Source organism: Streptomyces roseoviridis, assembly GCF_039535235.1.
Classification (GTDB): Bacteria; Actinomycetota; Actinomycetes; order Streptomycetales; family Streptomycetaceae; genus Streptomyces; species Streptomyces roseoviridis.
Genome location: NZ_BAAAWU010000001.1, coordinates 6,278,626 through 6,304,601 on the forward strand (window position 1 = coordinate 6,278,626; position 25,976 = coordinate 6,304,601).

Annotated in this window: 25 protein-coding genes; 21 read left to right on the forward strand and 4 right to left on the reverse strand. The window is 72.3% G+C overall.

Annotated features, from left to right (window positions below; genetic code table 11):
• Window positions 1-25 precede the first annotated feature (25 nt).
• Window positions 26-1,255, reverse strand: a complete 1,230-nt coding sequence (locus ABD954_RS28410) for a DUF349 domain-containing protein (RefSeq protein ID WP_345490229.1) — start codon at window positions 1,253-1,255, stop codon at window positions 26-28.
• 207 nt (window positions 1,256-1,462) lie between these two features.
• Window positions 1,463-2,248: a peptidylprolyl isomerase gene (locus ABD954_RS28415; protein ID WP_345490230.1), complete on the reverse strand. Its 786-nt coding sequence runs from the start codon at window positions 2,246-2,248 to the stop codon at window positions 1,463-1,465.
• A gap of 162 nt (window positions 2,249-2,410) precedes the next feature.
• On the opposite strand from ABD954_RS28415, the gene ABD954_RS28420 reads away from it, so the two are divergent.
• The 5 genes from ABD954_RS28420 to rpsD all read left to right on the forward strand — a co-directional run bounded on the left by ABD954_RS28420 (window position 2,411) and on the right by rpsD (window position 7,813).
• Window positions 2,411-3,118 carry an MBL fold metallo-hydrolase gene (locus ABD954_RS28420; RefSeq protein WP_345490231.1) on the forward strand — a complete coding sequence of 236 codons (708 nt, stop codon included), beginning with the start codon at window positions 2,411-2,413 and terminating at the stop codon, window positions 3,116-3,118.
• Between the two features lie 10 nt (window positions 3,119-3,128).
• Window positions 3,129-4,391 (forward strand): histidine--tRNA ligase, encoded by a 1,263-nt coding sequence (hisS, locus tag ABD954_RS28425; RefSeq protein ID WP_345490232.1) that lies wholly within the window; start codon window positions 3,129-3,131, stop codon window positions 4,389-4,391.
• Between the two features lie 353 nt (window positions 4,392-4,744).
• Window positions 4,745-5,371: a vitamin K epoxide reductase family protein gene (locus ABD954_RS28430; RefSeq protein ID WP_345490233.1), complete on the forward strand. Its 627-nt coding sequence runs from the start codon at window positions 4,745-4,747 to the stop codon at window positions 5,369-5,371.
• 87 nt (window positions 5,372-5,458) lie between these two features.
• Window positions 5,459-6,814 carry a replication-associated recombination protein A gene (locus ABD954_RS28435; RefSeq protein WP_345490234.1) on the forward strand — a complete coding sequence of 452 codons (1,356 nt, stop codon included), beginning with the start codon at window positions 5,459-5,461 and terminating at the stop codon, window positions 6,812-6,814.
• Window positions 6,815-7,198: 384 nt separating this feature from the next.
• Window positions 7,199-7,813 (forward strand): 30S ribosomal protein S4, encoded by a 615-nt coding sequence (gene rpsD / locus ABD954_RS28440; protein ID WP_345490235.1) that lies wholly within the window; start codon window positions 7,199-7,201, stop codon window positions 7,811-7,813.
• A 31-nt stretch (window positions 7,814-7,844) separates the two neighbouring features.
• Here the strand turns inward: rpsD and ABD954_RS28445 are convergent, their stop codons facing one another.
• Window positions 7,845-10,016, reverse strand: a complete 2,172-nt coding sequence (locus ABD954_RS28445; protein WP_345490236.1) for an ATP-binding protein — start codon at window positions 10,014-10,016, stop codon at window positions 7,845-7,847.
• A gap of 175 nt (window positions 10,017-10,191) precedes the next feature.
• Here ABD954_RS28445 and ABD954_RS28450 point away from each other — a divergent pair, with 175 nt between their 5' ends.
• From ABD954_RS28450 to nusB, 15 genes are all read left to right on the forward strand, one after another.
• A complete protein-coding gene (locus ABD954_RS28450) occupies window positions 10,192-10,626 on the forward strand; it encodes a DUF948 domain-containing protein (protein ID WP_345490237.1) in 435 nt (144 codons plus the stop codon).
• Window positions 10,627-10,631: 5 nt separating this feature from the next.
• Complete coding sequence (locus ABD954_RS28455; RefSeq protein WP_345490239.1) at window positions 10,632-10,979, forward strand: hypothetical protein; 348 nt, start codon at window positions 10,632-10,634, stop codon at window positions 10,977-10,979.
• Complete coding sequence (gene alaS, locus ABD954_RS28460; RefSeq protein WP_345490241.1) at window positions 10,979-13,648, forward strand: alanine--tRNA ligase; 2,670 nt, start codon at window positions 10,979-10,981, stop codon at window positions 13,646-13,648. Before ABD954_RS28455 ends, alaS begins: the two co-directional genes overlap by 1 nt.
• Window positions 13,649-13,650: 2 nt before the next feature.
• Window positions 13,651-14,115, forward strand: a complete 465-nt coding sequence (gene ruvX / locus ABD954_RS28465) for a Holliday junction resolvase RuvX (protein ID WP_345492523.1) — start codon at window positions 13,651-13,653, stop codon at window positions 14,113-14,115.
• Between the two features lie 101 nt (window positions 14,116-14,216).
• Window positions 14,217-16,001 carry an endolytic transglycosylase MltG gene (gene mltG / locus ABD954_RS28470; RefSeq protein WP_345490242.1) on the forward strand — a complete coding sequence of 595 codons (1,785 nt, stop codon included), beginning with the start codon at window positions 14,217-14,219 and terminating at the stop codon, window positions 15,999-16,001.
• A 3-nt stretch (window positions 16,002-16,004) separates the two neighbouring features.
• Window positions 16,005-16,832, forward strand: coding sequence for a shikimate dehydrogenase (locus ABD954_RS28475; protein WP_345490243.1), 828 nt, complete (start codon window positions 16,005-16,007; stop codon window positions 16,830-16,832).
• A 30-nt stretch (window positions 16,833-16,862) separates the two neighbouring features.
• Window positions 16,863-17,084, forward strand: coding sequence for a hypothetical protein (locus tag ABD954_RS28480; protein ID WP_345490244.1), 222 nt, complete (start codon window positions 16,863-16,865; stop codon window positions 17,082-17,084).
• A gap of 153 nt (window positions 17,085-17,237) precedes the next feature.
• A complete protein-coding gene (gene aroC / locus ABD954_RS28485) occupies window positions 17,238-18,422 on the forward strand; it encodes a chorismate synthase (protein WP_345490245.1) in 1,185 nt (394 codons plus the stop codon).
• Window positions 18,419-18,937 carry a shikimate kinase gene (locus ABD954_RS28490; RefSeq protein ID WP_345490246.1) on the forward strand — a complete coding sequence of 173 codons (519 nt, stop codon included), beginning with the start codon at window positions 18,419-18,421 and terminating at the stop codon, window positions 18,935-18,937. The genes aroC and ABD954_RS28490 overlap by 4 nt, the downstream gene beginning before the upstream one ends.
• Window positions 18,934-20,028 carry a 3-dehydroquinate synthase gene (gene aroB / locus ABD954_RS28495; protein ID WP_345490247.1) on the forward strand — a complete coding sequence of 365 codons (1,095 nt, stop codon included), beginning with the start codon at window positions 18,934-18,936 and terminating at the stop codon, window positions 20,026-20,028. The genes ABD954_RS28490 and aroB overlap by 4 nt, the downstream gene beginning before the upstream one ends.
• Window positions 20,025-20,471: a type II 3-dehydroquinate dehydratase gene (gene aroQ, locus ABD954_RS28500; RefSeq protein WP_345490248.1), complete on the forward strand. Its 447-nt coding sequence runs from the start codon at window positions 20,025-20,027 to the stop codon at window positions 20,469-20,471. Before aroB ends, aroQ begins: the two co-directional genes overlap by 4 nt.
• A 105-nt stretch (window positions 20,472-20,576) precedes the next feature.
• Window positions 20,577-21,407: an AAA family ATPase gene (locus ABD954_RS28505; RefSeq protein ID WP_345490249.1), complete on the forward strand. Its 831-nt coding sequence runs from the start codon at window positions 20,577-20,579 to the stop codon at window positions 21,405-21,407.
• Window positions 21,408-22,265: 858 nt separating this feature from the next.
• Window positions 22,266-23,372 carry an aminopeptidase P family protein gene (locus ABD954_RS28510; RefSeq protein ID WP_345490250.1) on the forward strand — a complete coding sequence of 369 codons (1,107 nt, stop codon included), beginning with the start codon at window positions 22,266-22,268 and terminating at the stop codon, window positions 23,370-23,372.
• 48 nt (window positions 23,373-23,420) lie between these two features.
• Window positions 23,421-23,987, forward strand: a complete 567-nt coding sequence (gene efp, locus ABD954_RS28515; RefSeq protein ID WP_345490251.1) for an elongation factor P — start codon at window positions 23,421-23,423, stop codon at window positions 23,985-23,987.
• A gap of 2 nt (window positions 23,988-23,989) precedes the next feature.
• Window positions 23,990-24,427, forward strand: a complete 438-nt coding sequence (nusB, locus tag ABD954_RS28520; protein WP_345490252.1) for a transcription antitermination factor NusB — start codon at window positions 23,990-23,992, stop codon at window positions 24,425-24,427.
• A gap of 238 nt (window positions 24,428-24,665) precedes the next feature.
• Here nusB and bldD read toward each other — a convergent pair whose 3' ends face one another.
• Window positions 24,666-25,166 (reverse strand): transcriptional regulator BldD, encoded by a 501-nt coding sequence (gene bldD, locus ABD954_RS28525; protein WP_030607052.1) that lies wholly within the window; start codon window positions 25,164-25,166, stop codon window positions 24,666-24,668.
• A 246-nt stretch (window positions 25,167-25,412) separates the two neighbouring features.
• Here bldD and pyrR point away from each other — a divergent pair, with 246 nt between their 5' ends.
• Entirely contained in the window at window positions 25,413-25,976 is a 564-nt protein-coding gene (gene pyrR / locus ABD954_RS28530; protein ID WP_345490253.1) for a bifunctional pyr operon transcriptional regulator/uracil phosphoribosyltransferase PyrR, read from the forward strand.

Below are 25,976 nucleotides of genomic sequence, written 5' to 3' on the forward strand. Positions count from 1 at the left end.
CCCTCCTCGTATCAGCGGGAGCGGATCAGCCGCCGAACTCCTGCAGACCCTTCAGGGCCTGGTCGAGCAGCGCCTGACGGCCCTCGAGCTCCTTGGCGAGCTTGTCGGCCTTGGCGTCGTTGCCCGCCGCGCGGGCCGCGTCGATCTGCTTCTGCAGCTTGTCGACCGCGTCCTGGAGCTGGCCCGTCAGACCCGCGGCACGCGCCCGCGCCTCCGGGTTGGTGCGGCGCCACTCGGCCTCCTCGGCCTCCTGGATGGCCCGCTCCACCGCGTGCATCCGGCCCTCGACCTTCGGGCGGGCGTCGCGCGGCACGTGGCCGATGGCCTCCCAGCGCTCGTTCAGCGAGCGGAACGCGGCACGGGCCGCCTTCAGGTCCGACACCGGCACCAGCTTCTCCGCCTCGGCCGCGAGCTCCTCCTTCAGCTTGAGGTTCTCGGTCTGCTCGGCGTCGCGCTCGGCGAAGACCTCGCCGCGCGCCGCGAAGAACACGTCCTGGGCACCGCGGAAGCGGTTCCACAGCTCGTCCTCGTGCTCGCGCTGGGCCCGGCCCGCCGCCTTCCAGTCCGCCATCAGCTCGCGGTAGCGGGCGGCCGTCGCACCCCAGTCGGTGGAGTTCGACAGCGCCTCGGCCTCGGCGACCAGCTTCTCCTTCGTCTTGCGGGCCTCCTCGCGCTGCGCGTCCAGCGCCGCGAAGTGGGCCTTGCGCCGCTTGGAGAAGGCCGAACGGGCGTGCGAGAAGCGGTGCCACAGCTCGTCGTCGGACTTCCGGTCGAGCCGCGGCAGGCCCTTCCAGGTGTCCACGAGCGCCCGGAGCCGCTCGCCCGCGGCACGCCACTGCTCGCTCTGCGCCAGCTCCTCGGCCTCGGTGACCAGCGCCTCCTTGGCGGCGCGGGCCTCGTCGGCCTGCTTCGCCTTCTGCGCCTTGCGCTCCTCGCGGCGCGACTCCACCGTCTCCGTCAGCTTGTCGAGCCGGGCCGACAGCGCGGCCAGGTCGCCCACCGCGTGGTGCTCCTCGACCTGCTGCCGGATGTGCTCGATGGCCGCCTGCGCGTCCTTCGCCGAGAGGTCGGTGGTCCTCACCCGCTTCTCGAGGAGGCCGATCTCGACCACCAGGCCCTCGTACTTGCGCTCGAAGTAGGCCAGCGCCTCCTCGGGGCTGCCGGCCTGCCACGAACCGACGACCTTCTCGCCCTCGGCCGTACGCACGTACACGGTGCCCGTCTCGTCGACGCGGCCCCACGGGTCGCTGCTCACAGCGCCTCCTCAACATGATGCCGACTCGGGGGCCCCGCCCCCTGGCATCGTCCACGGTTTCCCGGCGGGCCTCGCCCGCCCTCCACAGCGCGGCCGACGGCCTGCGCTGCACAACGCCAATCTAGGCGAACGGCGGCCCGGCTGTCCGCACTCAGCGCGACCGAATTCGGCGGTCGCGCCCGTGTGCGGCCCCCGGGCCGCCGTGCCTCACTTCTTGGTGACGGCGGCCTTCTGGATCGTGACCGCCTTCTGCGGCGCCCCGTCGCCCGAGCCGCCCGCGACACCCGCCTTCGCGACCTCCTCGACCAGCTTCACGCCCTCGGCGTCGAAGGTGCCGAAGGGGGTGTAGCTCGGCGGGAGCTTGGTGTCCTTGTAGACGAGGAAGAACTGGCTGCCGCCGGTGTTCGGGCCGGCGTTGGCCATCGCCACGGTGCCCTTCGGGTACGTCACGGAGCCGTCCGCCCCGGCCTTGCCGAGGCCGCCGAGGTTCTCGTCCGGGATGGAGTAGCCCGGGCCGCCGGTGCCGTCGCCCTTCGGGTCGCCGCACTGGAGCACGAAGATGCCCGAGGTGGTGAGGCGGTGGCACTTGGTGCCGTCGAAGTACTTCTTGTCGGCGAGGTGCTTGAAGGAGTTGACGGTGCGCGGGGCCTTCGCCGCGTCCATCGTGATCGTGATGTCCCCGAGGTTGGTCGTCAGGGCCATCGTGTACGAGCCCTTCTTGTCGATCGCCATCTTCGGCTCGGGCTGCGAGGGGGTGCTCTGCTCCGGGCTCGGGGTGTTCGACGGGCTCGACGCCACGTCCGAGCCCTTCGCGTCGTCGCCGGTCAGCGCCACCGACGCCCACACCGCACCACCCGCGGCGAGCACCACCGCCAGCGTGGAGGCGATGACGATGTTCCGGCGCGACCTGCGCCGCGCCTCCTCGCGCCGCTGCTGCTGCCGCAGGTACTTCTCTCTGGCGAGCTGCCGCCGCCGCTGATCGCTGGTGACCACCGGGTCCGCTCCTTGTCGATCGTCTGTTCAGTCCTGGCCGGATGGCCCGTACCGTATACGGGTTGGCTGTGGAATACGCAGCGCCGGTAGGCTCTGATCTGCTGCATTCCGCTGCACGGCACACCGCAGCGGCCTTCTGCCGGACGACAAATAAGGACGATCGTGCTGATTGCCGGGTTCCCCGCCGGGGCCTGGGGCACCAACTGTTACGTGGTCGCCCCCGCCGCAGGCGAGGAGTGCGTCATCATCGACCCGGGCCACCAGGCCGCCCAGGGTGTCGAGGAGACGCTGAAGAAGCATCGGCTCAAGCCCGTCGCCGTGGTCCTCACCCATGGCCACATCGACCACGTCGCCTCCGTCGTCCCGGTCTGCGGCGCCCATGACGTCCCCGCGTGGATCCACCCCGCCGACCGGTACATGATGAGCGACCCGGAGAAGGCCCTCGGCCGCTCCATCGGGATGCCCCTCATGGGCGAGCTGACCGTGGGCGAGCCGGACGACGTGCACGAGCTCACCGACGGCGCCGCGCTGAAGCTCGCCGGACTGGAGTTCTCCGTCGCACACGCGCCCGGTCATACCAAGGGGTCGGTGACCTTCCGGACACCGGAGACCACGGAGGTCCCCTCCGTCTTCTTCTCCGGTGACCTGCTGTTCGCCGGCTCCATCGGACGCACCGACCTGCCCGGCGGTGACATGGACGAGATGCTGCAGTCGCTGGCCCGCGTGTGCCTGCCGCTCGACAACTCGACCGTGGTGCTGTCGGGGCACGGTCCCCAGACGACCATCGGCCAGGAGCGCGCCACCAACCCCTACCTGCGGCAGGTGGCCTCCGGCCTCGGGAGCGCGGACGCTCCCCGACGAGGAATGTGACGAGACCCACGTGAGCACCTTTCAGGCCCCCAAGGGCACGTACGACCTGATCCCCCCGCGTTCCGCCGTGTTCCTCGCGGTCCGCGACACGATCGCCACCCAGGTGAGGAACGCCGGCTACGGCTACGTCGAGACCCCCGGCTTCGAGGACGTGAACCTCTTCGCCCGCGGCGTCGGCGAGTCCACCGACATCGTCACCAAGGAGATGTACACCCTCACCACGAAGGGCGGCGACCAGCTCGCCCTGCGTCCCGAGGGCACCGCCTCCGTCCTGCGCGCCGCCCTCCAGGCCAACCTGCACAAGCAGGGCAACCTGCCGGTCAAGCTCTGGTACTCGGGCTCCTACTACCGCTACGAGCGGGCCCAGGCGGGCCGCTACCGCCACTTCTCCCAGGTCGGCGCCGAGGCGATCGGCGCAGAGGACCCCGCCCTCGACGCCGAGCTGATCATCCTGGCCGACCAGGCCTACCGCGCCCTCGGCCTGCGGAACTACCGCATCCTGCTGAACTCGCTCGGCGACAAGGAGTGCCGCCCCGTCTACCGCGAGACCCTGCAGACCTTCCTGCGCGGCCTCGACCTCGACGAGGACACCCTGCGCCGCGCCGAGATCAACCCGCTGCGGGTCCTCGACGACAAGCGCGAGTCCGTGCAGAAGCAGCTGGCCGACGCCCCGCTGCTGCGCGACTACCTGTGCGACGCGTGCAAGGCGTACCACGAGGAGGTGCGCGCGCTGATCACCGCGGCGGGCGTGGTCTTCGAGGACGACCCCAAGCTGGTGCGCGGCCTCGACTACTACACCCGGACCACCTTCGAGTTCGTCCACGACGGCCTCGGCTCGCAGTCCGCGGTCGGCGGCGGCGGCCGCTACGACGGCCTGTCCGAGATGATCGGCGGCCCCGCGCTGCCGTCCGTCGGCTGGGCGCTCGGCGTGGACCGCACCGTCCTCGCCCTGGAGGCCGAGGGCGTGCAGCTGGACCTGCCCGCGACCACCAGCGTCTTCGCCGTCGCCATCGGCCAGGAGGCACGCCGCGTGCTGTTCGGCAAGGTCACCGAGCTCCGCAAGGCGGGCGTCGCCGCCGACTTCTCCTTCGGCGGCAAGGGCCTCAAGGGCTCGATGAAGGACGCCAACCGCTCCGGCGCCCGCCTCACCCTCGTCGCCGGCGAGCGCGACCTCGCCGAGGGCGTCGTCCAGCTCAAGGACATGGAGTCCGGCGAGCAGCAGGCGGTCGCCCTGGACGCCCTGGTCGAGGCGGTCAAGGCGAAGCTCGCCTGAGCCGGCCCCGTACGCGTACGGGAAGGGGCCCGGCCCGTGGTGACGCGGACCGGGCCCCTTCGGCGCACCCGAGGGGCGCCCAGCCGCCGAAGGCCGCCGAAGGTCGCCGAAGGCCGGCGCGAGCAGCGCGACCGGCGGCACGGCCGCGCCCGCGACCCTGCCCGCGCGAGCCCGCCGGGCACCGGCGCGGTAGGAAGATCCGCGGGCGTCGGACGCTCCCGCACGGGGGTCCGGCCGGTCGAGGCCCTTACCGTCCGCTCACGCCGGGCGTGCCACCCTGTGCGGCACAATGACCGTGGCCGGTCGGTGCCCGGCCGGCGGACGCGAAGAGCGAGAAGAGCGAGCACAGCGACATGACGAACGCAGCGGCAGCGAACCGGACCGCGGAGCGCGCGGACTCCCGCGCCATCGGCGCCGGCCGTGGCCTCGCCTGGCTCCTGGTGATCACCGGCGCAGCCGGACTGCTCGCCTCCTGGGTGATCACGCTCGACAAGTTCAAGCTCCTCGAGGACCCGAACTTCACGCCCGCGTGCAGCCTGAACCCGATCGTCTCCTGCGGCAACGTGATGAAGAGCGAGCAGGCCGCGGCCTTCGGCTTCCCCAACCCGATGCTGGGGCTCGGCACGTACGCCGTCGTCGTCGCCCTCGGCGCCGGCCTGCTCGCGGGCGCCCGCTACCGGCGCTGGTACTGGCTCGGCCTCAACGCCGGCACCCTCTTCGGCGTCGGCTTCTGCACCTGGCTCATGATCCAGTCGCTGTACGAGATCAACGCGCTGTGCCTGTGGTGCTGCCTCGCCTGGATCGCCACCCTCGTCATGTTCTGGTACACCACCTCGCACAACGTCCGGCACGGCGTGATCCCGGCGCCCGCGGCCCTGCGCACCTTCTTCGACGAGTTCACCTGGGTCCTGCCGGTCCTGCACACCGGCATCATCGGCATGCTGGTCCTGACCCGCTGGTGGGACTTCTGGACGAGCTGACGGGACGGGCCGCCGGGGCGACGGCCTCGGCGGGGACGGGCCGCCGCCCGGGCGGGGTTGTCAGTGCTCTGACTTAGGCTTCATGACGTGGAGCCCGACCTGTTTACCGCCGCCGCCGAAGAACGCCAGGAGAAGGACCCCTCCAGCAGTCCCCTGGCCGTCCGGATGCGTCCGCGCACCCTCGACGAGGTCGTGGGCCAGAAGCACCTGCTCAAGCCCGGCTCGCCGCTGCGCCGGCTCGTGGGGGAGGGGAACGGCGGCCCGGCCGGCGCCTCCTCGGTCATCCTGTGGGGCCCGCCCGGCATCGGCAAGACCACCCTCGCGTACGTGGTGTCGAAGGCCACCGACAAGCGCTTCGTCGAGCTCTCCGCGATCACCGCCGGCGTCAAGGAGGTCCGCGCCGTCATCGACGGCGCCCGGCGCGCCTCGGGCGGCTACGGCAAGGAGACCGTCCTCTTCCTCGACGAGATCCACCGCTTCTCCAAGGCCCAGCAGGACTCCCTCCTGCCGGCCGTCGAGAACCGCTGGGTGACGCTGATCGCCGCCACCACCGAGAACCCGTACTTCTCGGTGATCTCCCCGCTGCTCTCCCGCTCGCTGCTGCTCACCCTGGAGCCGCTGACCGACGACGACCTCCGGGGGCTGATGCGCCGCGCCCTGGAGGAGGAGCGGGGACTCGGCGGGGCGGTGACCCTGCCCGAGGACGCCGAGGCCCACCTGCTGCGGATCGCCGGCGGCGACGCCCGGCGCGCCCTGACGGCCCTGGAGGCGGCGGCGGGCGCGGCCCTCGACAAGGGGGAGCCGGAGATCACCCTGGCGACGGTCGAGGAGACCGTCGACCGCGCGGCGGTGACCTACGACCGGGACGGCGACCAGCACTACGACGTGGCGAGCGCCCTCATCAAGTCGATCCGCGGCTCGGACGTGGACGCGGCGCTGCACTATCTGGCCCGGATGATCGAGGCGGGGGAGGACCCCCGGTTCATCGCCCGGCGGCTGATGATCTCGGCCAGCGAGGACATCGGCCTGGCCGATCCGAACGCGCTTCCGCTGGCCGTCGCCGCCGCCCAGGCCGTGGCGATGATCGGCTTCCCCGAGGCGGCGCTGACCCTGAGCCACGCCACGATCGCCCTGGCCCTCGCCCCCAAGTCGAACGCGGCGACGAACGCGATCTCCGCCGCCCGCGCCGACGTCCGCAACGGGCTCGCCGGCCCGGTGCCGGCCCATCTGCGCGACGGCCACTACAAGGGCGCGGCCAAGCTCGGCCACGCCCAGGGCTATGTGTATCCCCACGACGTCCCGGGTGCCATCGCCCCCCAGCAGTACGCCCCGGACACCGTCCACGGCAGGCGCTACTACGAGCCGACGCGATACGGCGCGGAGGCGCGGTACGCGGACGTGGTGGAGAAGGTCAGGGAGCGCCTGAAGGGCGAGGGCGGCTGACGGCGGCGACGGCCGGGGGCTTGGGGTCCGGGCCGGGCGACCGCGGTGCGGGAGGGGCCGGCGGACCCGGTATGCTGGTGCGAAGTGCTGCGTTCCGTGTCCGGCCTCGGCCGACATCACCAGAGCGGGACAGTCAGCCGGAGACCCGCCCCAGGGCGGATTCTCCAGGAGCGTCGCGCACCTTCGAAGGTGTCGCGGGCAACCCACCACCACCGGGAGTCCCCGGAGCGGCGGTGGGTCGTTCGCGTGCTGCACGTACGTGCCCAGACCAGGGAGCGGCTGCCCGGCAGGTCCCCAGTGGACCCGGCGGGTTTCCCCGGCTGCGGATTGCGACCTCCCGAAACCCTGGTGAAGCCGTATTCGAAACAGTAGAGAGGTTGGTTCATGCCGAACCAGTCCCGTCCCAAGGTCAAGAAGTCGCGTGCCCTCGGCATCGCCCTGACGCCGAAGGCCGTCAAGTACTTCGAGGCCCGCCCCTACCCGCCGGGCGAGCACGGCCGTGGCCGCAAGCAGAACTCGGACTACAAGGTCCGTCTGCTCGAGAAGCAGCGTCTGCGCGCCCAGTACGACATCAGCGAGCGCCAGATGGCCCGCGCCTACGACCGCGCCAAGAAGGCCGAGGGCAAGACGGGCGAGGCCCTGGTCGTCGAGCTCGAGCGCCGTCTCGACGCCCTGGTCCTGCGTTCGGGCATCGCCCGCACCATCTACCAGGCCCGTCAGATGGTCGTCCACGGCCACATCCAGGTCAACGGCCAGAAGGTCGACAAGCCGTCCTTCCGCGTCCGTCCCGACGACGTCGTGATGGTCCGCGAGAAGTCCCGCTCCAAGACCCTCTTCCAGGTCGCTCGCGAGGGTGGCTTCGCCCCCGAGGGTGAGACCCCGCGCTACCTGCAGGTCAACCTGAAGGCCCTGGCCTTCCGCCTCGACCGCGACCCGAACCGCAAGGAGATCCCGGTCATCTGCGACGAGCAGCTGGTCGTCGAGTACTACGCCCGCTGATCCAGCCGGCGCAGTACCACCTCCGCGGTGTTCAGCCCGCCGCTTCCCCGCCCTTCACGGTGGGGGAGCCGGCGGGCTTCCGCGTGTCCGGGACCGGTGACGACCCCCTACGGAACGGGCGCGCCGCCTCCTGCCCCGTACGCCCCCGTCCGGCCGGACCCCCGCGGTCGGCGAGCGCCCGCGCCACCGCCTCGTCCAGCGACAGCGCCAGCCCCTCCCGGTAGCGCAGCGCGTACCCGTCCTCGCCCAGCGCCTCGCCCAGCTGCCGCCCGCACAGCTCCCTCGGCCCGTTGAAGTACGACGAACCGAACACCGGCACGCCCACCGAGTCCCACACGGGCCGCGCCGCACCCTGCAACACCGCCGCCTCCGCCGCGTCCCCCTCGGCCGCCGTCACCAGTGCCAGCAGCTCCAGGGCCAGGACGAGGCCCACCAGATCGTGGAAGGCGTGGTTGATCGAGACGCACTCGACCAGCAGCTCCCGCGCCGTCCCGTGATCACCACCGGTCAGCGCCGCGTACGCGAGCACATAGAGCGCGTACGCCCGCGTCCAGCGCTCGCCCCGCTCCTCACAGGCCTCCCGCACCTGCGCGCACAGCGCCACCGCACCCTCCAGGTCCCCCTGGAACACCCGCGCCATCGCCAGCTCGACCTGCCCCATCAGCACGTTGCTGTTCAGCTCGCCGAGCTCCGCGTAGGTCGCGAGCGCCCCGCCGATCAGCTCCTCGGCCCGCGGCATGTCGTCCGACAGCAGCGCCAGACAGCCCATCCGGTGCGTCGCGTACGCCTGGGCCACCTCGTTCCCCGTGATCCGGGCCCGTTCCCCGCACTCGTGCAGCGCCGCCACCGCCGCCGTCGGATCCCCCTGCAGGACGGCCACGTAGCCGAGCACCCACAGCGCCTTGAGCCGGGCGTCCTCGTGCAGCGTCACCTCCTCGGCACCGGGCATGGCCAGCGACCGGTCCAGCCAGTGCCGTCCCTCCGACAGCCGCCCGCACCCGGCCCAGTAGAACCACAGCGTCCCCGCCAGGTGCTGGGCGAGCGCGGCCTCCTCCGGCGACTCCAGACACAGCTCCAGGGCCGCCCGCAGATTCGGCAGCGCCACGTCCGTACCGGCCGCCACCTCCGCCTGCCGCGCACTGAACCACTCGAGCTCCCACCAGGTGGCCAGACCCGTGTACCAGTCCCGGTGCCGGCGCCGCATCCGCTCGGTGTCGCCGAGCGCCGCCAGCCACTCGGCGCCGTACGCCCGCACCGTGTCCAGCATCCGGTAGCGCACCCCCGCCGCCGTCTCCTCCCGCGCCACCAGGGACTGGGCGAGCAGTTCGCCCAGCACGTCGAGCACCCGGTCCGCCGGCAGCTCCGGCCCCCCGCAGACGTACTCCACCGCCTCCAGGTCGAACGGCCCCGCGAACACCGAGAGCCGCGCCCACAGCAGCCGTTCCTCCGGCGTGCACAGCTCGTGGCTCCAGCCGATCGCCGTGCGCAGCGTCCGGTGCCGCCAGAGCGCGCCCCGCCGGCCGCCGTCGAGCAGCCGGAAACGGTCGTCGAGCCGCCGCAGCACCTGCACCGGGTCGAGCAGCGGCAGCCGGGCCGCCGCCAGTTCGAGCGCCAGCGGAATCCCGTCCAGCCGCCGGACCAGCTCCCGCAGCGTCTCCCGGTCGCCCGGCACGGCGGCCCCCGCCTCCAGCGCGCGGTCGGTCAGCAGCGCCATCGCGTCCGGCTCGTCCATCGGCGTGAGCCCGAACACCGCCTCTCCGTCCACCCGCAGCGGCCGGCGGCCCGCCGCCAGCACCGTGAGCCCCGGACAGCCCCGCAGGAGCTCCCGCAGCAGCCCCGCGCACTCCTCCACCAGGTGCTCGAAACCGTCCACGACCAGCAGCAGCCGCAGCTCCGCCAGGTGCTCGCGCAGCACCTCGCGCGGTGTGCGCACCGTGTGATCGGTCAGGCCGAGCGCCTCCACCAGGGCGTGCGCCACCAGCTCCGGGTCACGCAGCGAGGCCAGCTCCGCGAGCCGGACGCCGTCGACGTAGCGTTTCTGCAGTGCTCCGGCGACCCTGAGGGCCAGCCGCGTCTTGCCGACGCCGCCCACCCCGACGACCGTGACCAGCCGGAACTCGCCGAGCAGCCGAGCCACTTCGTCCTGTTCGGCGGCCCGTCCCACGAACCGATTCAGCTCCGCAGGGAGATTGCTCCGTCGCATGGCACACGGAGCGTACTCACCCGCGCGCGCTCCGTACAATCGTCCCCGGCGGCCCCCTCCCGCGAGCGGTAATGCGGTACGGCGCAAGAGCGTCGGCGCGATAGGGTCGGAGGAGGTTTATCAGCAGGGGTCCGACGACCGTCCGGGGCCCGACGACAGCAGAGAGCGGTGCAGCGTGACCGGTGGTGAGGTAGCCGGGATCCTGGTGGCCGTGTTCTGGGCGATCCTCGTCTCCTTCCTCGCCGTGGTGCTGGTGAGACTGGCGCAGACGCTCAAGGCGACCACCAAGCTCGTGGCGGACGTGACCGAGCAGGCCGTCCCGCTGCTCGCCGACGCCTCCGCCACCGTCCGCTCCGCACGGACCCAGCTCGACCGGGTCGACGCCATCGCCTCGGACGTCCAGGAAGTCACCTCCAACGCCTCCGCGCTGTCCACCACCGTCGCCTCCACCTTCGGCGGCCCGCTCGTCAAGGTCGCCGCCTTCGGCTACGGGGTGCGCAAGGCGCTCGGCCGGGACCGGCAGGAGGCGCCGCCCGCGCGACGCGAGCGGCGTACGGTGATCGTCGGTCGCACCGTGCCGTCCGTGAGGCGCCGGAAGCAGAAGGGCTGAGCACGATGTTCCGCCGTACGTTCTGGTTCACCGCGGGCGCCGCCGCCGGCGTGTGGGCCACCACCAAGGTCAACCGCAAGCTCAGGCAGCTGACCCCCGAGAGCCTCGCCGCACAGGCGGCCGACAAGGCCGTCGAGGCAGGCCACCGGCTGAAGGACTTCGCCCTCGACGTGCAGGCGAACATGCGCCGGCGCGAGGCCGAGCTCGGCGAGGCACTCGGCCTCGACGCCCCCGCCGACCCGGACGACGACCGCGCGCTCGGCGCAGCACGCCGCAGGGCGGCGCTCGCACCCCGCACCACCCCAGACACGACCACCTATTCGCTCACGTACAACCGGAATGAGGACCACTGATGGAGTCGGCTGAAATCCGCCGCCGCTGGCTGAGCTTCTTCGAGGAGCGCGGGCACACCGTCGTCCCTTCGGCGTCGCTCATCGCGGACGACCCGACTCTGCTGCTCGTCCCCGCCGGCATGGTGCCCTTCAAGCCCTACTTCCTGGGTGAGGTCAAGCCGCCCTTCCCGCGCGCGGCCAGCGTGCAGAAGTGCGTGCGCACCCCCGACATCGAAGAGGTCGGCAAGACCACCCGCCACGGCACGTTCTTCCAGATGTGCGGCAACTTCTCCTTCGGCGACTACTTCAAGGAAGGCGCCATCAAGCTCGCCTGGGAGCTGCTGACCTCCTCGGTCGAGCACGGCGGCTACGGGCTCGAGCCGGAGAAGCTCTGGATCACCGTCTACCAGGACGACGACGAGGCCGAGCAGATCTGGCGCGACGTCGTCGGCGTCCCCGCCGAGCGCATCCAGCGCCTGGGCAAGAAGGACAACTTCTGGTCCATGGGCGTTCCCGGCCCCTGCGGCCCGTGCTCCGAGATCAACTACGACCGCGGCCCCGAGTTCGGCGTCGAGGGCGGCCCCGCCGTCAACGACGAGCGGTACGTCGAGATCTGGAACCTCGTCTTCATGCAGTACGAGCGGGGCCGGGGCATCGGCAAGGAGGACTTCGAGATCCTCGGCGACCTGCCGTCGAAGAACATCGACACCGGCCTCGGCATGGAGCGCCTGGCGATGATCCTCCAGGGCGTGCAGAACATGTACGAGACCGACACCCTCAAGGTCGTCATCGACAAGGCCACCGAGCTGACCGGCGTCACCTACGGCGCGTCCCAGGACAGCGACGTCTCGCTGCGCGTGGTCGCCGACCACATGCGCACCTCCGTGATGCTCATCGGCGACGGCGTCACCCCCGGCAACGAGGGCCGCGGCTACGTGCTGCGCCGCATCATGCGCCGCGCCGTCCGCAACATGCGCCTGCTCGGCGCCACCGGCCCCGTCGTCGGCGAGCTCGTCGACACGGTGATCAACACGATGGGCGAGCAGTACCCGGAGCTGGTCACCGACCGCAAGCGCATCGAGGCCGTCGCCCTCGCCGAGGAGGCCGCCTTCCTCAAGGCCCTCAAGGGCGGCACCAATATCCTCGACACCGCCGTCACCGAGACCAAGGCCGCCGGCGGCACGGTCCTCTCCGGCGACAAGGCGTTCCTGCTCCACGACACCTGGGGCTTCCCGATCGACCTGACCCTGGAGATGGCCGCCGAGCAGGGCCTGTCCGTGGACGAGGACGGCTTCCGCCGCCTGATGCAGGAGCAGCGGGAGCGCGCCAAGGCCGACGCCCAGGCCAAGAAGAGCGGCCACGCCGACCTGACCTCGTACCGCGAGATCGCCGACGCGGCCGGCGCCACCGAGTTCACCGGCTACACCAACACCGAGGGCGAGACCACCGTCGTCGGCCTGCTGGTCAACGGCGTCCCGTCCCCCGCCGCCTCCGAGGGCGACGAGGTCGAGGTCGTCCTCGACCGCACCCCGTTCTACGCCGAGGGCGGCGGCCAGATCGCCGACCAGGGCCGCATCAGGCTGCACTCCGGTGCCGTCATCGAGGTCCGCGACGTGCAGCAGCCGGTGCCCGGCGTCTCCGTGCACAAGGGCTCGGTGCAGGTCGGCGAGGTGACCGTGGGCGCCACCGCCTACGCCGCCATCGACGTGCGCCGCCGCCGCGCCATCGCCCGCGCCCACTCGGCCACGCACCTGACCCACCAGGCACTGCGCGACGCCCTGGGCCCCACGGCCGCCCAGGCCGGTTCCGAGAACCAGCCCGGCCGCTTCCGCTTCGACTTCGGCTCGCCGAACGCCGTGCCCGGCACGGTCCTCATGGACGTCGAGCAGAAGATCAACGAGGTCCTCGCCCGCGAGCTCGACGTGCACGCCGAGGTCATGCCGATCGACGAGGCCAAGCGGCAGGGCGCCATCGCCGAGTTCGGCGAGAAGTACGGCGAGAAGGTCCGCGTCGTCACCATCGGCGACTTCTCCAAGGAGCTGTGCGGCGGCACGCACGTGCACAACACCGCCCAGCTGGGTCTGGTGAAGCTGCTCGGCGAGTCCTCCATCGGCTCCGGCGTGCGCCGCATCGAGGCCCTCGTCGGTGTCGACGCGTACAACTTCCTCGCCAAGGAGCACACGGTCGTCGCCCAGCTCCAGGAGCTGGTCAAGGGCCGCCCCGAGGAGCTGCCGGAGAAGATCTCCTCGATGCTCGGCAAGCTGAAGGACGCCGAGAAGGAGATCGAGAAGTTCCGCGCGGAGAAGGTCCTCCAGGCCGCCGCCGGTCTGGTCGAGTCCGCCAAGGACGTCCGGGGCGTCGCCCTGGTGACCGGCCAGGTGCCGGACGGCACCGGCGCCGACGACCTGCGCAGGCTGGTCCTGGACGTCCGCGGCCGCATCCCGTCCGACCGCCCGGCCGTGGTGGCCCTGTTCAGCACGGTGGGCGGCAAGCCCCTCACGGTCATCGCCACCAACGAGGCCGCCCGTGAGCGCGGCTTCAAGGCCGGCGAGCTGGTCCGCACGGCCGCCAAGACCCTCGGCGGCGGCGGTGGCGGCAAGCCGGACGTCGCCCAGGGCGGCGGCCAGAACCCGCAGGCCGTCGGCGAGGCCATCGACGCCGTCGAGCGCCTGGTCGTGGAAACCGCGTGACGATGCGCCGAGGACGACGACTCGCCGTCGACGTCGGGGACGCCCGGATCGGGGTCGCCTCGTGCGACCCCGACGGGGTCCTGGCCACGCCGGTGGAGACCGTGCCGGGACGCGACGTCCCGGCCGCCCACCGGCGGCTGCGCCGACTCGTCGAGGAGTACGAGCCGATCGAGGTCGTCGTGGGCCTGCCCCGCTCGCTCAGCGGACGGGAGGGCCCGGCCGCGACCAAGGTCCGTGCCTTCGCCCGGGAGATGGCCAAGGGCATCGCCCCCGTCCCGGTCCGGCTGGTGGACGAGCGCATGACGACGGTCACGGCGACCCAGGGGCTGCGGGCCTCGGGAGTGAAGGCGAAGAAGGGGCGGTCCGTCGTCGATCAGGCCGCCGCGGTGATCATCCTTCAGAACGCTCTTGAGTCCGAACGGGTATCAGGTAATCCGCCCGGTGAGGGCGTCGAAGTGGTCAACTGATCGCGATACGGTAACGTTCCCCGCGATGTGGCGGTGTTCGAACAGCTGCCGCACAACGTAGAGGCTGATGGTCCGGAAGCCTCGCGGCTGTTTGGGGATCGATGACTGAGTATGGCCGGAGCCCCGGCTCCGAACCGTGGCACCCCACGGATCCTCTGTACGGGGATCAGGGGTGGGAGGGCCAGCAGCAGTACCCGCAGCAGGCGCAGCAGTACGGGCACCAGGAGCCGCAGCAGACCCAGCAGTACGGCCACCAGGAGCCGCAGCAGGCGCAGCAGTACGGTCATCAGGACCCGCAGCAGGCCCAGCAGTACGGTCATCAGGACCCGTACGGGCAGCAGCAGGGATATGCCGAGGGCATGTACCAGCAGCAGGAGTACGGCGCACAGCAGTACGACGAGCAGCGGTACGGCGAGCAGCAGTACGGGAATCCGGGCGGTCACGACACGCCCGGATATCCCGCACAGCAGTACGACGGCACCTGGGAGACGAGCCAGGCGGCCATGTCGTACACCGCCCCTCCGGCCGACCCGTACGGCGGTCAGAACCCCGACCTCTACGGCACCCCCGAGGCGTATCCGCCGCCGGAGCCCCCGGGCCGCCGGCAGGTGCCCCCGCAGCCGGTGAACGACTGGGAGGCGGAGGCGCAGGAAGAGGAGCGGCACCCCTTCTTCACCGGTGAGGACGCCCCGGGCGGGGGCCGGGACGACCGCTCCGGACGGGACGACGACGAGTACGACGAGTACGAGGAGGAGCCGGCCGGCCGCCGCGCGGGGCGCGACCGCCGTGGCGGCAAGAACCGCAACAAGGGCAAGAAGGCCAAGAACGGCGTGGCCTGCCTGGTCGTGGCGCTCGTCCTCGTGGGCGGTGTCGGCGGCGTCGGCTACTTCGGCTACCAGTTCTGGCAGGGCCAGTTCGGTGCCGCGCCGGACTACGCGGGCACCGGCGCCGGCGAGGTCCAGGTCGAGATCCCCCAGGACGCCGGCGGTTACGTCATCGGCAACATCCTGAAGAAGGCCGGCGTCGTGAAGAGCGTCGACGCCTTCGTCTCCGCCCAGCAGAAGAACCCCAAGGGCCTGACGATCCAGGCCGGCGTCTACACGCTGAAGAAGGAGATGTCGGCCGAGAGCGCCGTCGCGCTCATGCTCAGCCCGGCGAGCAAGGCGAACTTCGTCATCCCCGAGGGCAAGCGCAACGCCTGGGTGTACGACCAGCTCGACAAGCGTCTCGGGCTCAAGCCGGGCACCACCAAGGAGGTCGCCTTCAAGCGGGCGGACGACCTGGGCCTGCCCGACTGGGCCAAGAACCACCCCGAGGTCAAGGACCCGCTGGAGGGCTTCCTCTTCCCGGCGAGCTACCCCGTCGCCAAGGGCGCCGAGCCCGAGGACGCCCTGCGCAAGATGGTCGCGCGCGCCAACCAGGAGTACGGCAAGCTCGACCTGGAGTCGAAGGCGACGCAGCTCGGGCTCAAGGGCCCGTGGGAGCTCGTCACGGTCGCGAGCCTCGTGCAGGCCGAGGGCAAGACGCACGACGACTTCACGAAGATGGCCGAGGTCATCTACAACCGCCTCGGGCCGGACAACAAGGAGACGTTCCAGCTCCTGCAGTTCGACTCGACGTACAACTATCTGACGGGCCAGAGCAAGATCAAGATCACCCGCAAGGAGATCCTGAGCAACCCGGACCCGTACAACACCTACAAGCACAAGGGCCTGACGCCCGGGCCGATCGGCAACCCCGGTGTGGAGGCGGTGAACGCCGCCCTGCACCCGACGAACGACGGCTGGATGTACTTCGTCGCCACCGACGGCATGAGCAAGACCGAATTCGCCAAGACCCTCGCCGAGCACGACAGGCTCGTCGAGAAGTTCAATGCGGGGAACTGAACGATGAGTCCCACCCGGCGGGCGGCCGTCCTCGGTTCGCCCATCGCCCACTCCCTGTCGCCGGTCCTGCACCGCGCCGCCTACCGGGAGCTCGGCCTCGACGACTGGTCGTACGAGCGCTTCGAGGTCGACGAGGCCGCGCTGCCCGGCTTCGTGGGCGAGCTGGACGCGTCCTGGGCCGGGCTGTCGCTGACCATGCCGCTCAAGCGGGCGATCATCCCGCTGCTCGACGAGGTCACCGACACCGCGGCCTCGGTCGAGGCGGTCAACACGGTCGTCCTCACCGAGGACGGACGCCGGGTCGGCGACAACACCGACATCCCCGGCATGGTCGCCGCGCTGCGCGAGCGGGGCGTCGAGAAGGTGGACAGCGCGGCCGTCCTCGGCGCCGGGGCCACCGCCTCCTCGGCGCTCGCCGCGCTGGCCCGGATCTGCTCGGGGCCCGTCACCGCGTACGTCCGCAGCGAGGCGCGCGCGCAGGAGATGCGGGGCTGGGGCGAGCGGCTCGGCGTCGACGTGCGCACCGCGGCCTGGGACGCGGCCGCCGAGGCGTTCGCCGCGCCCCTGGTGATCGCGACCACCCCGGCGGGGACCACCGACGTGCTCGCAGGGGCCGTCCCCGACGGGCCCGGCACTCTGTTCGACGTCCTCTACGACCCGTGGCCCACCCGGCTCGCCGCCGCCTGGTCGGCGCGCGGAGGAAAGGTCGTCGGGGGGCTCGACCTCCTGGTCCACCAGGCGGTGCTCCAGGTCGAGCAGATGACCGGCCGCACTCCCGGGCCGCTCGCGGCCATGCGGGCGGCGGGGGAGAAGGCGCTCGCCGAGCGCTGATCAGGAAGAGACCGCAAGTCAGGGGGCGACGTGCTGCTCGCGTCGAAATGGGATATTGGATTCGATCTCGCGTATCTGGTGTGGGGACTGATCCGGATCGCCTTCATGGCGCTGCCGGACTGGATCCGATATCCGGTACTCGTTCTGGGGGGTGCCTTCGTCCTCTACGTCATCGGGACGCGGGTGCGCGACTGGTGGCGGGAACGCGGCGCCACCCCGCCCGGCACGGCGGAAACCACGCCCGACACCTGAGACTCGCGTCCCCGCGACGTGAGACATGTGTCCCGACCCGTGGACCGGCGGTCGATCGACCGCCGGGACGTGGGAGGATCGGGGGTGGCGGACCAGGGCCGCGCACCCAGGTCGCGCCGTCGCAGTGCCCAGGCGCGAGCATGAGGAGCATCGTTGAGCAGGTTGCGTTGGCTGACGGCGGGGGAGTCCCACGGACCCGCGCTGGTTGCAACCCTTGAGGGACTTCCGGCCGGCGTTCCGGTCACCACGGAGCTGGTGGCGGACCATCTCGCGCGGCGGCGCCTCGGCTATGGACGCGGTGCCCGCATGAAGTTCGAGCAGGACGAGATCACCTTCCTCGGCGGCGTCCGCCACGGCCTCTCCCTCGGCTCGCCGATCGCCGTCATGGTCGGCAACACCGAGTGGCCCAAGTGGGAGAAGGTCATGTCGGCCGACCCGGTCGACCCCGACGAGCTGGCCGGCTCCGCGCGCAACGCGCCGCTGACCCGCCCCCGGCCCGGTCATGCCGACCTGGCCGGCATGCAGAAGTACGGCTTCGACGAGGCCCGGCCGATCCTGGAGCGCGCCAGCGCCCGCGAGACCGCCGCCCGCGTCGCCCTCGGCGCCGTGGCCCGCTCCTTCCTCAAGGAGGCGGCAGGCATCGAGATCGTCTCCCACGTGGTCGAGCTCGCCGCCGCCAAGGCCCCCTACGGCGTCTACCCGACCCCCGCCGACGTCGAGAAGCTCGACGCCGACCCGGTGCGCTGCCTCGACGCCGACGCGTCGAAGGCGATGGTCGCGGAGATCGACCAGGCCCACAAGGACGGCGACACCCTCGGCGGCGTCGTCGAGGTCCTCGCCTACGGCGTGCCGGTCGGCCTCGGCTCCCACGTCCACTGGGACCGGCGTCTCGACGCCCGGCTCGCCGCCGCCCTCATGGGCATCCAGGCCATCAAGGGCGTCGAGGTCGGCGACGGCTTCGAGCTCGCCCGGGTGCCCGGCTCCAAGGCCCACGACGAGATCGTGGCCACCGAGGACGGCATCCGGCGCACCTCCGGCCGCTCCGGCGGCACCGAGGGCGGCCTGACCACCGGCGAGCTGCTGCGCGTCCGCGCCGCCATGAAGCCCATCGCCACCGTCCCGCGCGCCCTCGCGACCGTCGACGTGGCCACCGGAGAGGCCGCGGCCGCCCACCACCAGCGCTCCGACGTCTGCGCCGTCCCGGCCGCCGGCATCGTCGCCGAGGCGATGGTCGCCCTGGTCCTCGCCGACGCCGTCCTGGAGAAGTTCGGCGGCGACTCGGTCCCCGAGACCCGCCGCAACGTCCGTTCCTACCTCGACCACCTCCACATCCGGTGACCGGCGGCCCGCTGGTCGTCCTCGTCGGTCCGATGGGCTCCGGCAAGTCCACCGTGGGCGCGCTCCTCGCCGAACGGCTCGGAGCCGCCTACCGGGACACCGACGCCGACATCGTCGCCGCCGAGGGACGCGAGATCGCCGACATCTTCGTCGAGGACGGCGAGGACCACTTCCGCGCGCTCGAACGCGAGGCCGTGCGCACGGCCGTCACCGAGCACGAGGGCGTCCTCGCGCTCGGCGGCGGCGCCGTGCTCGACGAGGGCACCCGCGCGCTGCTGCGCGGGCTGCCCGTCGCGTACCTCTCCATGGACGTCGAGGCCGCCGTGCGCCGGGTCGGCCTCGGCGCCGCCCGGCCGCTGCTCGCCGTCAACCCGCGCCGCCAGTGGCGCGAGCTGATGGACGCGCGCCGCCACCTGTACGAAGAAGTCGCCCGCGCCGTCGTCGCCACGGACGAGCGCACCCCCGAAGAGGTCGCCGACGCGATCCTCGACGCACTGGAGTTGAAGGACGTATGACGGACCAGGCAGTGACCCGCATCCAGGTCGGCGGCTCCGCGGGCACCGACCCGTACGAGGTGCTGGTCGGCCGGCAGCTGCTCGGCGAGCTCCCCGGACTGATCGGCCCCTCGGTCAAGCGGATCGCGGTGATCCACCCCGAGGCGCTGGCCGAGACGGGCGAGGCGCTGCGCGCCGACCTCGCCGAGCAGGGCTACGAGGCCGTCGCCATCCAGGTGCCCAACGCCGAGGAGGCCAAGACCGCCGAGGTCGCCGCCTACTGCTGGAAGGCGCTCGGCCAGACCGGCTTCACCCGCAGCGACCTCGTCGTCGGTGTCGGCGGCGGCGCCACCACCGACCTGGCCGGCTTCGTCGCCGCGACCTGGCTGCGGGGCGTGCGCTGGATCGCGGTGCCCACCACCGTCCTCGCGATGGTCGACGCCGCCGTCGGCGGCAAGACCGGCATCAACACCGCCGAGGGCAAGAACCTCGTCGGCGCCTTCCACCCGCCCGCCGGGGTGCTGTGCGACCTCGCCGCGCTCGACTCGCTGCCGGTCAACGACTACGTCAGCGGCCTCGCCGAGATCATCAAGGCGGGCTTCATCGCCGACCCGGTCATCCTCGACCTGATCGAGGCCGACCCGCAGGCCGCCCGCACCCCGGCAGGACCGCACACCGCCGAGCTCATCGAGCGGTCGATCCGGGTCAAGGCCGAGGTCGTCTCCGGCGACCTCAAGGAGGCCGGCCGCCGCGAGATCCTCAACTACGGCCACACCCTCGCGCACGCCATCGAGAAGAACGAGCGGTACAAGTGGCGCCACGGCGCCGCCGTCTCCGTCGGCATGGTCTTCGCCGCCGAGCTGGGCCGGCTCGCCGGCCGCCTCGACGACGCCACCGCCGACCGTCACCGCGCGGTCCTGGAGTCGGTCGGCCTGCCGCTGACCTACCGCGGCGACCAGTGGCCCAAGCTGCTGGAGACGATGAAGGTCGACAAGAAGTCCCGCGGCGACCTGCTGCGCTTCATCGTCCTCGACGGGCTCGCCAAGCCGACCGTCCTGGAGGGCCCGGACCCGGCCGTCCTGGTCGCCGCGTACGGCGAGGTGTCGGCGTGAACGAGCCGCGCCGCGTCCTCGTGCTGAACGGCCCGAATCTCGGCCGCCTCGGCTCGCGCGAGCCCGACATCTACGGGGCCACCTCGTACAAGGGACTGGTGGAGTCCTGCCGCGCCCTCGGCGAGGAGCTCGGCTTCGACGTCGAGGTGCGGGAGACCAACGACGAGGGCGAGATGATCCGCTGGCTGCACGAGGCCGCCGACGGATCCCTCCCGGTCGTCCTCAACCCCGGCGCCTTCACGCACTACTCGTACGGGATGCGCGACGCGGCGGCCCAGCGCACCGCGCCGCTGATCGAGGTGCACATCTCGAACCCGTACGCCCGCGAGGAGTTCCGGCACACGTCGGTGGTCGCCGCCGTGGCCACCGGGACCGTCGCCGGATTCGGCATCGGCTCCTACCGGCTCGCGCTGCGCGCGCTCGCCGAGGAGCTCGGTTCCTGATCCGGGCACGTCGATCCGCCCCCGGCCGTTTCCCCTGGGGAAGCCGGGGGCGGTAACGTTCCGGCAACGACGGAATCATCGGCGCAGGGACGGAGTGGGCACCGGATGCAGCACGGGATGGGGGCTCCGTTGCCACCGCACGAACCCGCCGGCCACACACAGTGGGCGTCCGGCGCCGTCGGCGCCCGGGCCCAGGGCGGGCCTCCGCCCGTCCCGCCGGCGCCTCCGCACCACCCCTACCCGGTCCCGCCCGGGCCCCAGGGCGCACCGCCCGGCCCGCCCGCCGGCTGGAACGCCCCGCCGGTCGCCCCGGTCGCCCCGGCCGGGCCCCAGGTCACCTCGCACATCGCGATGCCGCCCGCGGCGACGGGCACCGGCACCGCCACCATCGCCGTGCTGCTCATCGGCCCGGCCGGCGCGGGCAAGACCACGGTCGCCCGCCACTGGGCCGGCCGCCGGAGCGTCCCGACGGCCCACATCAGCCTGGACGACGTCCGCGAGTGGGTCTGCTCCGGCTTCGCCGACCCCCAGTCCGGCTGGAACGAGCACTCCGAGGCCCAGTACCGGCTGGCCCGGCGCACCTGTGGCTTCGCCGCCCGCAACTTCCTCGCCAACGGCATCTCCTGCATCCTCGACGACGCCGTCTTCCCCGACTGGCCCGTCGTCGGCCTCGGCGGCTGGAAGCGTCACGTGGGCCCCGGACTGCTCCCCGTCGTCCTGCTCCCCGGCCTGGACGTCGTCCTGGAGCGCAACGCCGAACGCAGCGGCAACCGCCGCCTCTCCGACGAGGAGGTCGCCTCGATCCACGGCCGGATGGCCGGCTGGTACGGCTCCGGCCTGCCGATCATCGACAACTCGACGTACGACGTCGAGACCACGGCCCGTGTCCTCGACGAGGTCCTCGCCCGCGCGATATCCGGCCAGCCGCAGACCTGAGCCCCCGACTTCCGCCTGGCCGCCGTCCATGGCCCCCGGCCCTCGGCGGGCGGCGGATTACCGGCCCGGGGCCCCGGCTCACGGTCGGCCGTAGTCATGAGCTTCGGCTTCCGGCGGGCGCCGGGCTCGCGGGCGGTCGCCGTCCTGAGCCCTCGGTGCGCAGGCAGGCCGCCCGTCCCGTACACAAGCTTCCGGCCAGCCGGCCGGCCGACCGCAGCCACTGGCGGTCGGCTCTCGGCCCGCGGCGCGGCCGCAGACCTGAGCCCCCGGCCCTCGGCGCGGGGCGGACCACCGGCCCGGGGCCCTGGCTCCCGGCGGCCCGCCTGTCCAGGCCGTCGGCTCCCGCAGCGGCCGCCGGTCCCAGCCCACGGCTCGCGCCGCGGCCGCAGACCTGAGCCCCCAGCCCTCGGCGCGGGGCGGACCACCGGCCCGGGGCCCTGGCTCCCGGCGGCCCGCCTGTCCAGGCCGTCGGCTCCCGCCGCGGCCGCCGGTCCCAGCCCACGGCTCGCGCCGCGGCCGCAGACCTGAGCCCCCGACTTCCGCCTGGCCGCCGTCCATGGCCCCCAGCCCTCGGCGCGGGGCGGACCACCGGCCCGGGGCCCTGGCTCCCGGCGGCCCGCCTGTCCAGGCCGTCGGCTCCCGCCGCGGCCGCCGGTCCCAGCCCACGGCTCGCGCCGCGGCCGCAGACCTGAGCCCCCGACTTCCGCCTGGCCGCCGTCCATGGCCCCCGGCCCTCGGCGCACGGCGGACCACCGGCCCAGGGCCCCGGCTGCCGCCCGGCCGCCGTCCACGCCACCCCGCTGCCCGGTCGGCCGCGCACAACAGGCCGGGCCGGCCGGGCGCTCGTAGGCTCGGAGCATGTCAGAGCTGTATGCGGACCGCCGGATGCGGCTGCGCGACCGGTGCGCGGCCGCCGGCAGCGCGGCGGCCCTGGTCTCCCGCCCCGCGAATGTCCGCTATCTCACGGGCGGTTCGCCCGCCGGTGCCGTGCTGCTGCTCGGCCCCGACGAGGACGTGCTGCTCTGCCCGACCGCCCCGGGCGGAGATCCGGCCGACGGGCGGCTCGACGAGCTCCTTCGCCAGGTCGTCCTGCCCACGGACGGCGGCGACCCGGCCGTCGCCGCGGTCGGCTTCGCCCGCGAGGCGGGAGCCGACGCCCTGTCCGTGGAGGAGCACCATCTGACCGTCGCCCGTCACCGGGCCATGGGTTCCGTCGCGCCCAGCCTGCGCCTGGCCGACCTGTCCTCGGCCGTCGAGCAGCTGAGGATCGTCAAGGACGAGGACGAGATCGCCTGCCTGCGGATCGCGGCCGAGATCGCCGACCAGGCCCTCGGAGAGCTCCTGGAGTCGATCCTGGTCGGCCGGACCGAGCGGCACCTCGCGCTGGAGCTGGAGCGGCGGCTGGTCGACCACGGCGCCGACGGGCCCGCCTTCCCCACCTCGGTGGCCACCGGACCGCATTCGGGCCGGGTCGGGCACAGGCCGACCGACCGGCGGGTCGAGGAGGGCGACTTCCTCTCCGTCTGCCTCGGCGCCAACTACCGCGGCTACCGCTGCGAGATCGGCCGCACCTTCGTCATCGGCACCACCCCCGCGGACTGGCAGATCGAGCTCTACGACCTCGTCTTCGCCGCTCAGCGCGCCGGACGCGAGGCCCTGGCCCCGGGCGCGGCGTACCGGGACGTGGACCGCGCGGCCCGGCAGATTCTCGCCGCGGCGGGCCACGGCGACACCGCCACCGCCCTCACGGGGCACGGTGTGGGCCTGGAAATCGACGAGGACCCGCAGCTCGCACCCGCGTCCATGGGTAAACTGGACGCTTGTGTGCCGGTCACCGTCGAACCGGGGGTCCACCTCCCGGGCCGGGGCGGGGTCCGGATCGATGACACGCTCGTCGTGCGCCAGGAGGCGGACGGCGGACCCGAGCTACTCACCATCACGACCAAGGAGCTGCTCGCGCTGTAGGGCGCGTACGTCTCCGGGGTCCACGTCAGTCCAGGAGATTCCGCAACCGTGGCTTCCACGAACGACCTCAAGAACGGCATGGTGCTCAAGCTCGAAGGCGGCCAGCTCTGGTCCGTCGTCGAGTTCCAGCACGTCAAGCCCGGCAAGGGCCCGGCCTTCGTGCGCACCAAGCTCAAGAACGTCCTGTCCGGCAAGGTCGTCGACAAGACCTTCAACGCGGGCGTGAAGGTCGACACGGCCACCATCGACCGCCGCGAGATGCAGTTCTCCTACATGGACGGCGAGTACTTCGTCTTCATGGACATGGAGACCTACGACCAGCTGATGGTCGACCGCAAGGCCGTCGGCGACGCCGCCAACTTCCTCATCGAGGGCTTCACCGCCCAGGTCGCGCAGCACGAGGGCGAGGTGCTCTACGTCGAGCTCCCGGCCGCCGTCGAGCTGACCGTCCAGCACACCGACCCGGGCGTGCAGGGCGACCGCTCCACCGGTGGCACCAAGCCCGCCACCCTGGAGACCGGCCACGAGATCCAGGTCCCGCTCTTCATCACCACCGGTGAGAAGATCAAGGTCGACACCCGCACCAGCGACTACCTCGGCCGGGTGAACAGCTAACCGTGGCCGCCCGGAGCAAGGCCCGCAGGCGGGCCTTCCAGATCCTGTTCGAGGCCGACCAGCGTGGTGCCTCGGTGCAGGAAGTCCTCGCGGACCAGGTCCGGCACCACCGGGCCGACGACCGCCAGCCGCCGGTGAACGAGTTCACCATGCAGCTGGTCGAGGGCTACGCCCAGCACATCGCCCGGATCGACGAGCTCATCGCGACCTACGCGGTGGACTGGGACCTCGACCGGATGCCCGTCGCCGACCGGAACATCGTGCGCCTCGCCGCGTACGAGCTGATCTGGGACGACGGCACCCCGGACGCGGTGGCGATCGACGAGGCCGTGCAGCTCGCCAAGGAGTTCTCCACGGACGAGTCGCCGACCTTCGTCAACGGTCTGCTCGCCCGCTTCAAGGACCTGAAGCCGCGCCTGCGCCGGGACGCGGACGCCTGAGTCCCTCCCCGGCAGTCGAAGGGGCCCGCAGCACACGCCGTGCTGCGGGCCCCTTCGGCGTACCGGCGTACGGCCCGATCCTCGTACCGCCGAACGGGTGACGAGCGGCGGACGGGCAGGGGGCAGAACGCCGAACGCCGCAGAACGCCGAACGCCGGGGCCGTGGGAGTCGGCGATCGACTCCCACGGCCCCGGCGGCACGTTTCTGCTGTGACCCGTCACCGGGTCGGGAGGAGGGTCAGCTCTCCTCGTGGGCGACGGCGCGGCGCGCGTCCGCGTCCAGCACGCCCCAGCTGATCAGCTGCTCGGTGAGGACCGAGGGGGACTGGTCGTAGATGACGGCGAGGGTGCGCAGGTCGTCCTGGCGGATCGACAGCACCTTGCCGTTGTAGTCACCACGCTGCGACTGGATCGTCGCCGCGTAGCGCTGGAGCGGGCCGGCCTTCTCGGCGGGGACGTGGGCCAGGCGCTCCAGGTCCAGGACCAGCTTCGGCGGCGGCTCGGCGGCCCCGCCCGGCGTGGTGCCCGGCAGCAGCTCCTGCACCGGCACCCCGTAGAAGTCCGCCAGCTCGGCCAGGCGCTGCACGGTCACCGCGCGGTCGCCACGCTCGTACGAACCGACCACGACCGCCTTCCAGCGGCCCTGGGACTTCTCCTCCACACCGTGGAGGGACAGGCCCTGCTGGGTGCGGATCGCACGGAGTTTGGCCCCGAGCTGCTTTGCGTATTCGCTGGACATAACGCTCCCGGACGCTGTGACGACATGCGGCTGCGCCGCGCGGCTGGTAACTCACTGTGAGGTTACGCAGCGTGACACTCTCCCGTCAAGCCGAATGGTCCATACCGCCCCCTCGCGAGGGACGGCGCCCGGAGTGGCGCACGGGTGGTGAGCGGGGCACCCCTCCGCCCCTGGTAAGGTGGACGGCGCAATTCCGACGTCCTTTAAGAGCCGTCCCGTGAGGCGGAGAAGGAGGTCCGTTTCCACATGGACACAGAGCAGCAGACCGATGCCGCCCGGCCCGTTCTTGAGGCCCCGGACATCGCGCGGGTCCTGACCCGCATCGCCCACGAGATCGTCGAGCGCGCCAAGGGCGCCGACGACGTGGTCCTCCTCGGCATTCCCACCCGCGGCGTCTACCTCGCCCGCCGGCTGGCCGAGAAGCTCGAGTCGATCACCGGCGCCAGGATCCCGGTCGGCTCCCTCGACATCACCATGTACCGGGACGACCTGCGGATGAAGCCGGCGCGCGCCATCGGCCGCACCGACATCCCCGGGGACGGCATCGACGGCCGTCTCGTCGTCCTCGTCGACGACGTCCTCTTCTCCGGCCGCACCATCCGCGCCGCCCTCGACGCCCTCGGCGACATCGGCCGCCCCCGTGCCGTCCAGCTCGCGGTCCTCGTCGACCGCGGCCACCGCGAACTCCCGATCCGCGCCGACTACGTCGGCAAGAACCTCCCCACGTCGCTGCGGGAGACGGTCAAGGTCCAGCTCGCCGAAGAGGACGGTCGCGACACCGTCCTGCTCGGCAGCAAGCCCGCCTCCTGA

Bases quoted from the DNA above. Each gene is read 5' to 3' on its own strand.
- ABD954_RS28455 (WP_345490239.1), top strand. From the start codon at position 10,632: ATGTTCCGCCGTACGTTCTGGTTCACCGCGGGCGCCGCCGCCGGCGTG.
- alaS (WP_345490241.1), top strand. From the start codon at position 10,979: ATGGAGTCGGCTGAAATCCGCCGCCGCTGGCTGAGCTTCTTCGAGGAG.
- ABD954_RS28430 (WP_345490233.1), top strand. From the start codon at position 4,745: ATGACGAACGCAGCGGCAGCGAACCGGACCGCGGAGCGCGCGGACTCC.
- aroB (WP_345490247.1), top strand. From the start codon at position 18,934: ATGACGGACCAGGCAGTGACCCGCATCCAGGTCGGCGGCTCCGCGGGC.
- pyrR (WP_345490253.1), top strand. From the start codon at position 25,413: ATGGACACAGAGCAGCAGACCGATGCCGCCCGGCCCGTTCTTGAGGCC.
- ABD954_RS28505 (WP_345490249.1), top strand. From the start codon at position 20,577: ATGCAGCACGGGATGGGGGCTCCGTTGCCACCGCACGAACCCGCCGGC.
- rpsD (WP_345490235.1), top strand. From the start codon at position 7,199: ATGCCGAACCAGTCCCGTCCCAAGGTCAAGAAGTCGCGTGCCCTCGGC.
- ABD954_RS28475 (WP_345490243.1), top strand. From the start codon at position 16,005: ATGAGTCCCACCCGGCGGGCGGCCGTCCTCGGTTCGCCCATCGCCCAC.
- bldD (WP_030607052.1), bottom strand. From the start codon at position 25,166: ATGTCCAGCGAATACGCAAAGCAGCTCGGGGCCAAACTCCGTGCGATC.
- ABD954_RS28510 (WP_345490250.1), top strand. From the start codon at position 22,266: ATGTCAGAGCTGTATGCGGACCGCCGGATGCGGCTGCGCGACCGGTGC.
- ruvX (WP_345492523.1), top strand. From the start codon at position 13,651: ATGCGCCGAGGACGACGACTCGCCGTCGACGTCGGGGACGCCCGGATC.
- mltG (WP_345490242.1), top strand. From the start codon at position 14,217: ATGACTGAGTATGGCCGGAGCCCCGGCTCCGAACCGTGGCACCCCACG.
- ABD954_RS28445 (WP_345490236.1), bottom strand. From the start codon at position 10,016: ATGCGACGGAGCAATCTCCCTGCGGAGCTGAATCGGTTCGTGGGACGG.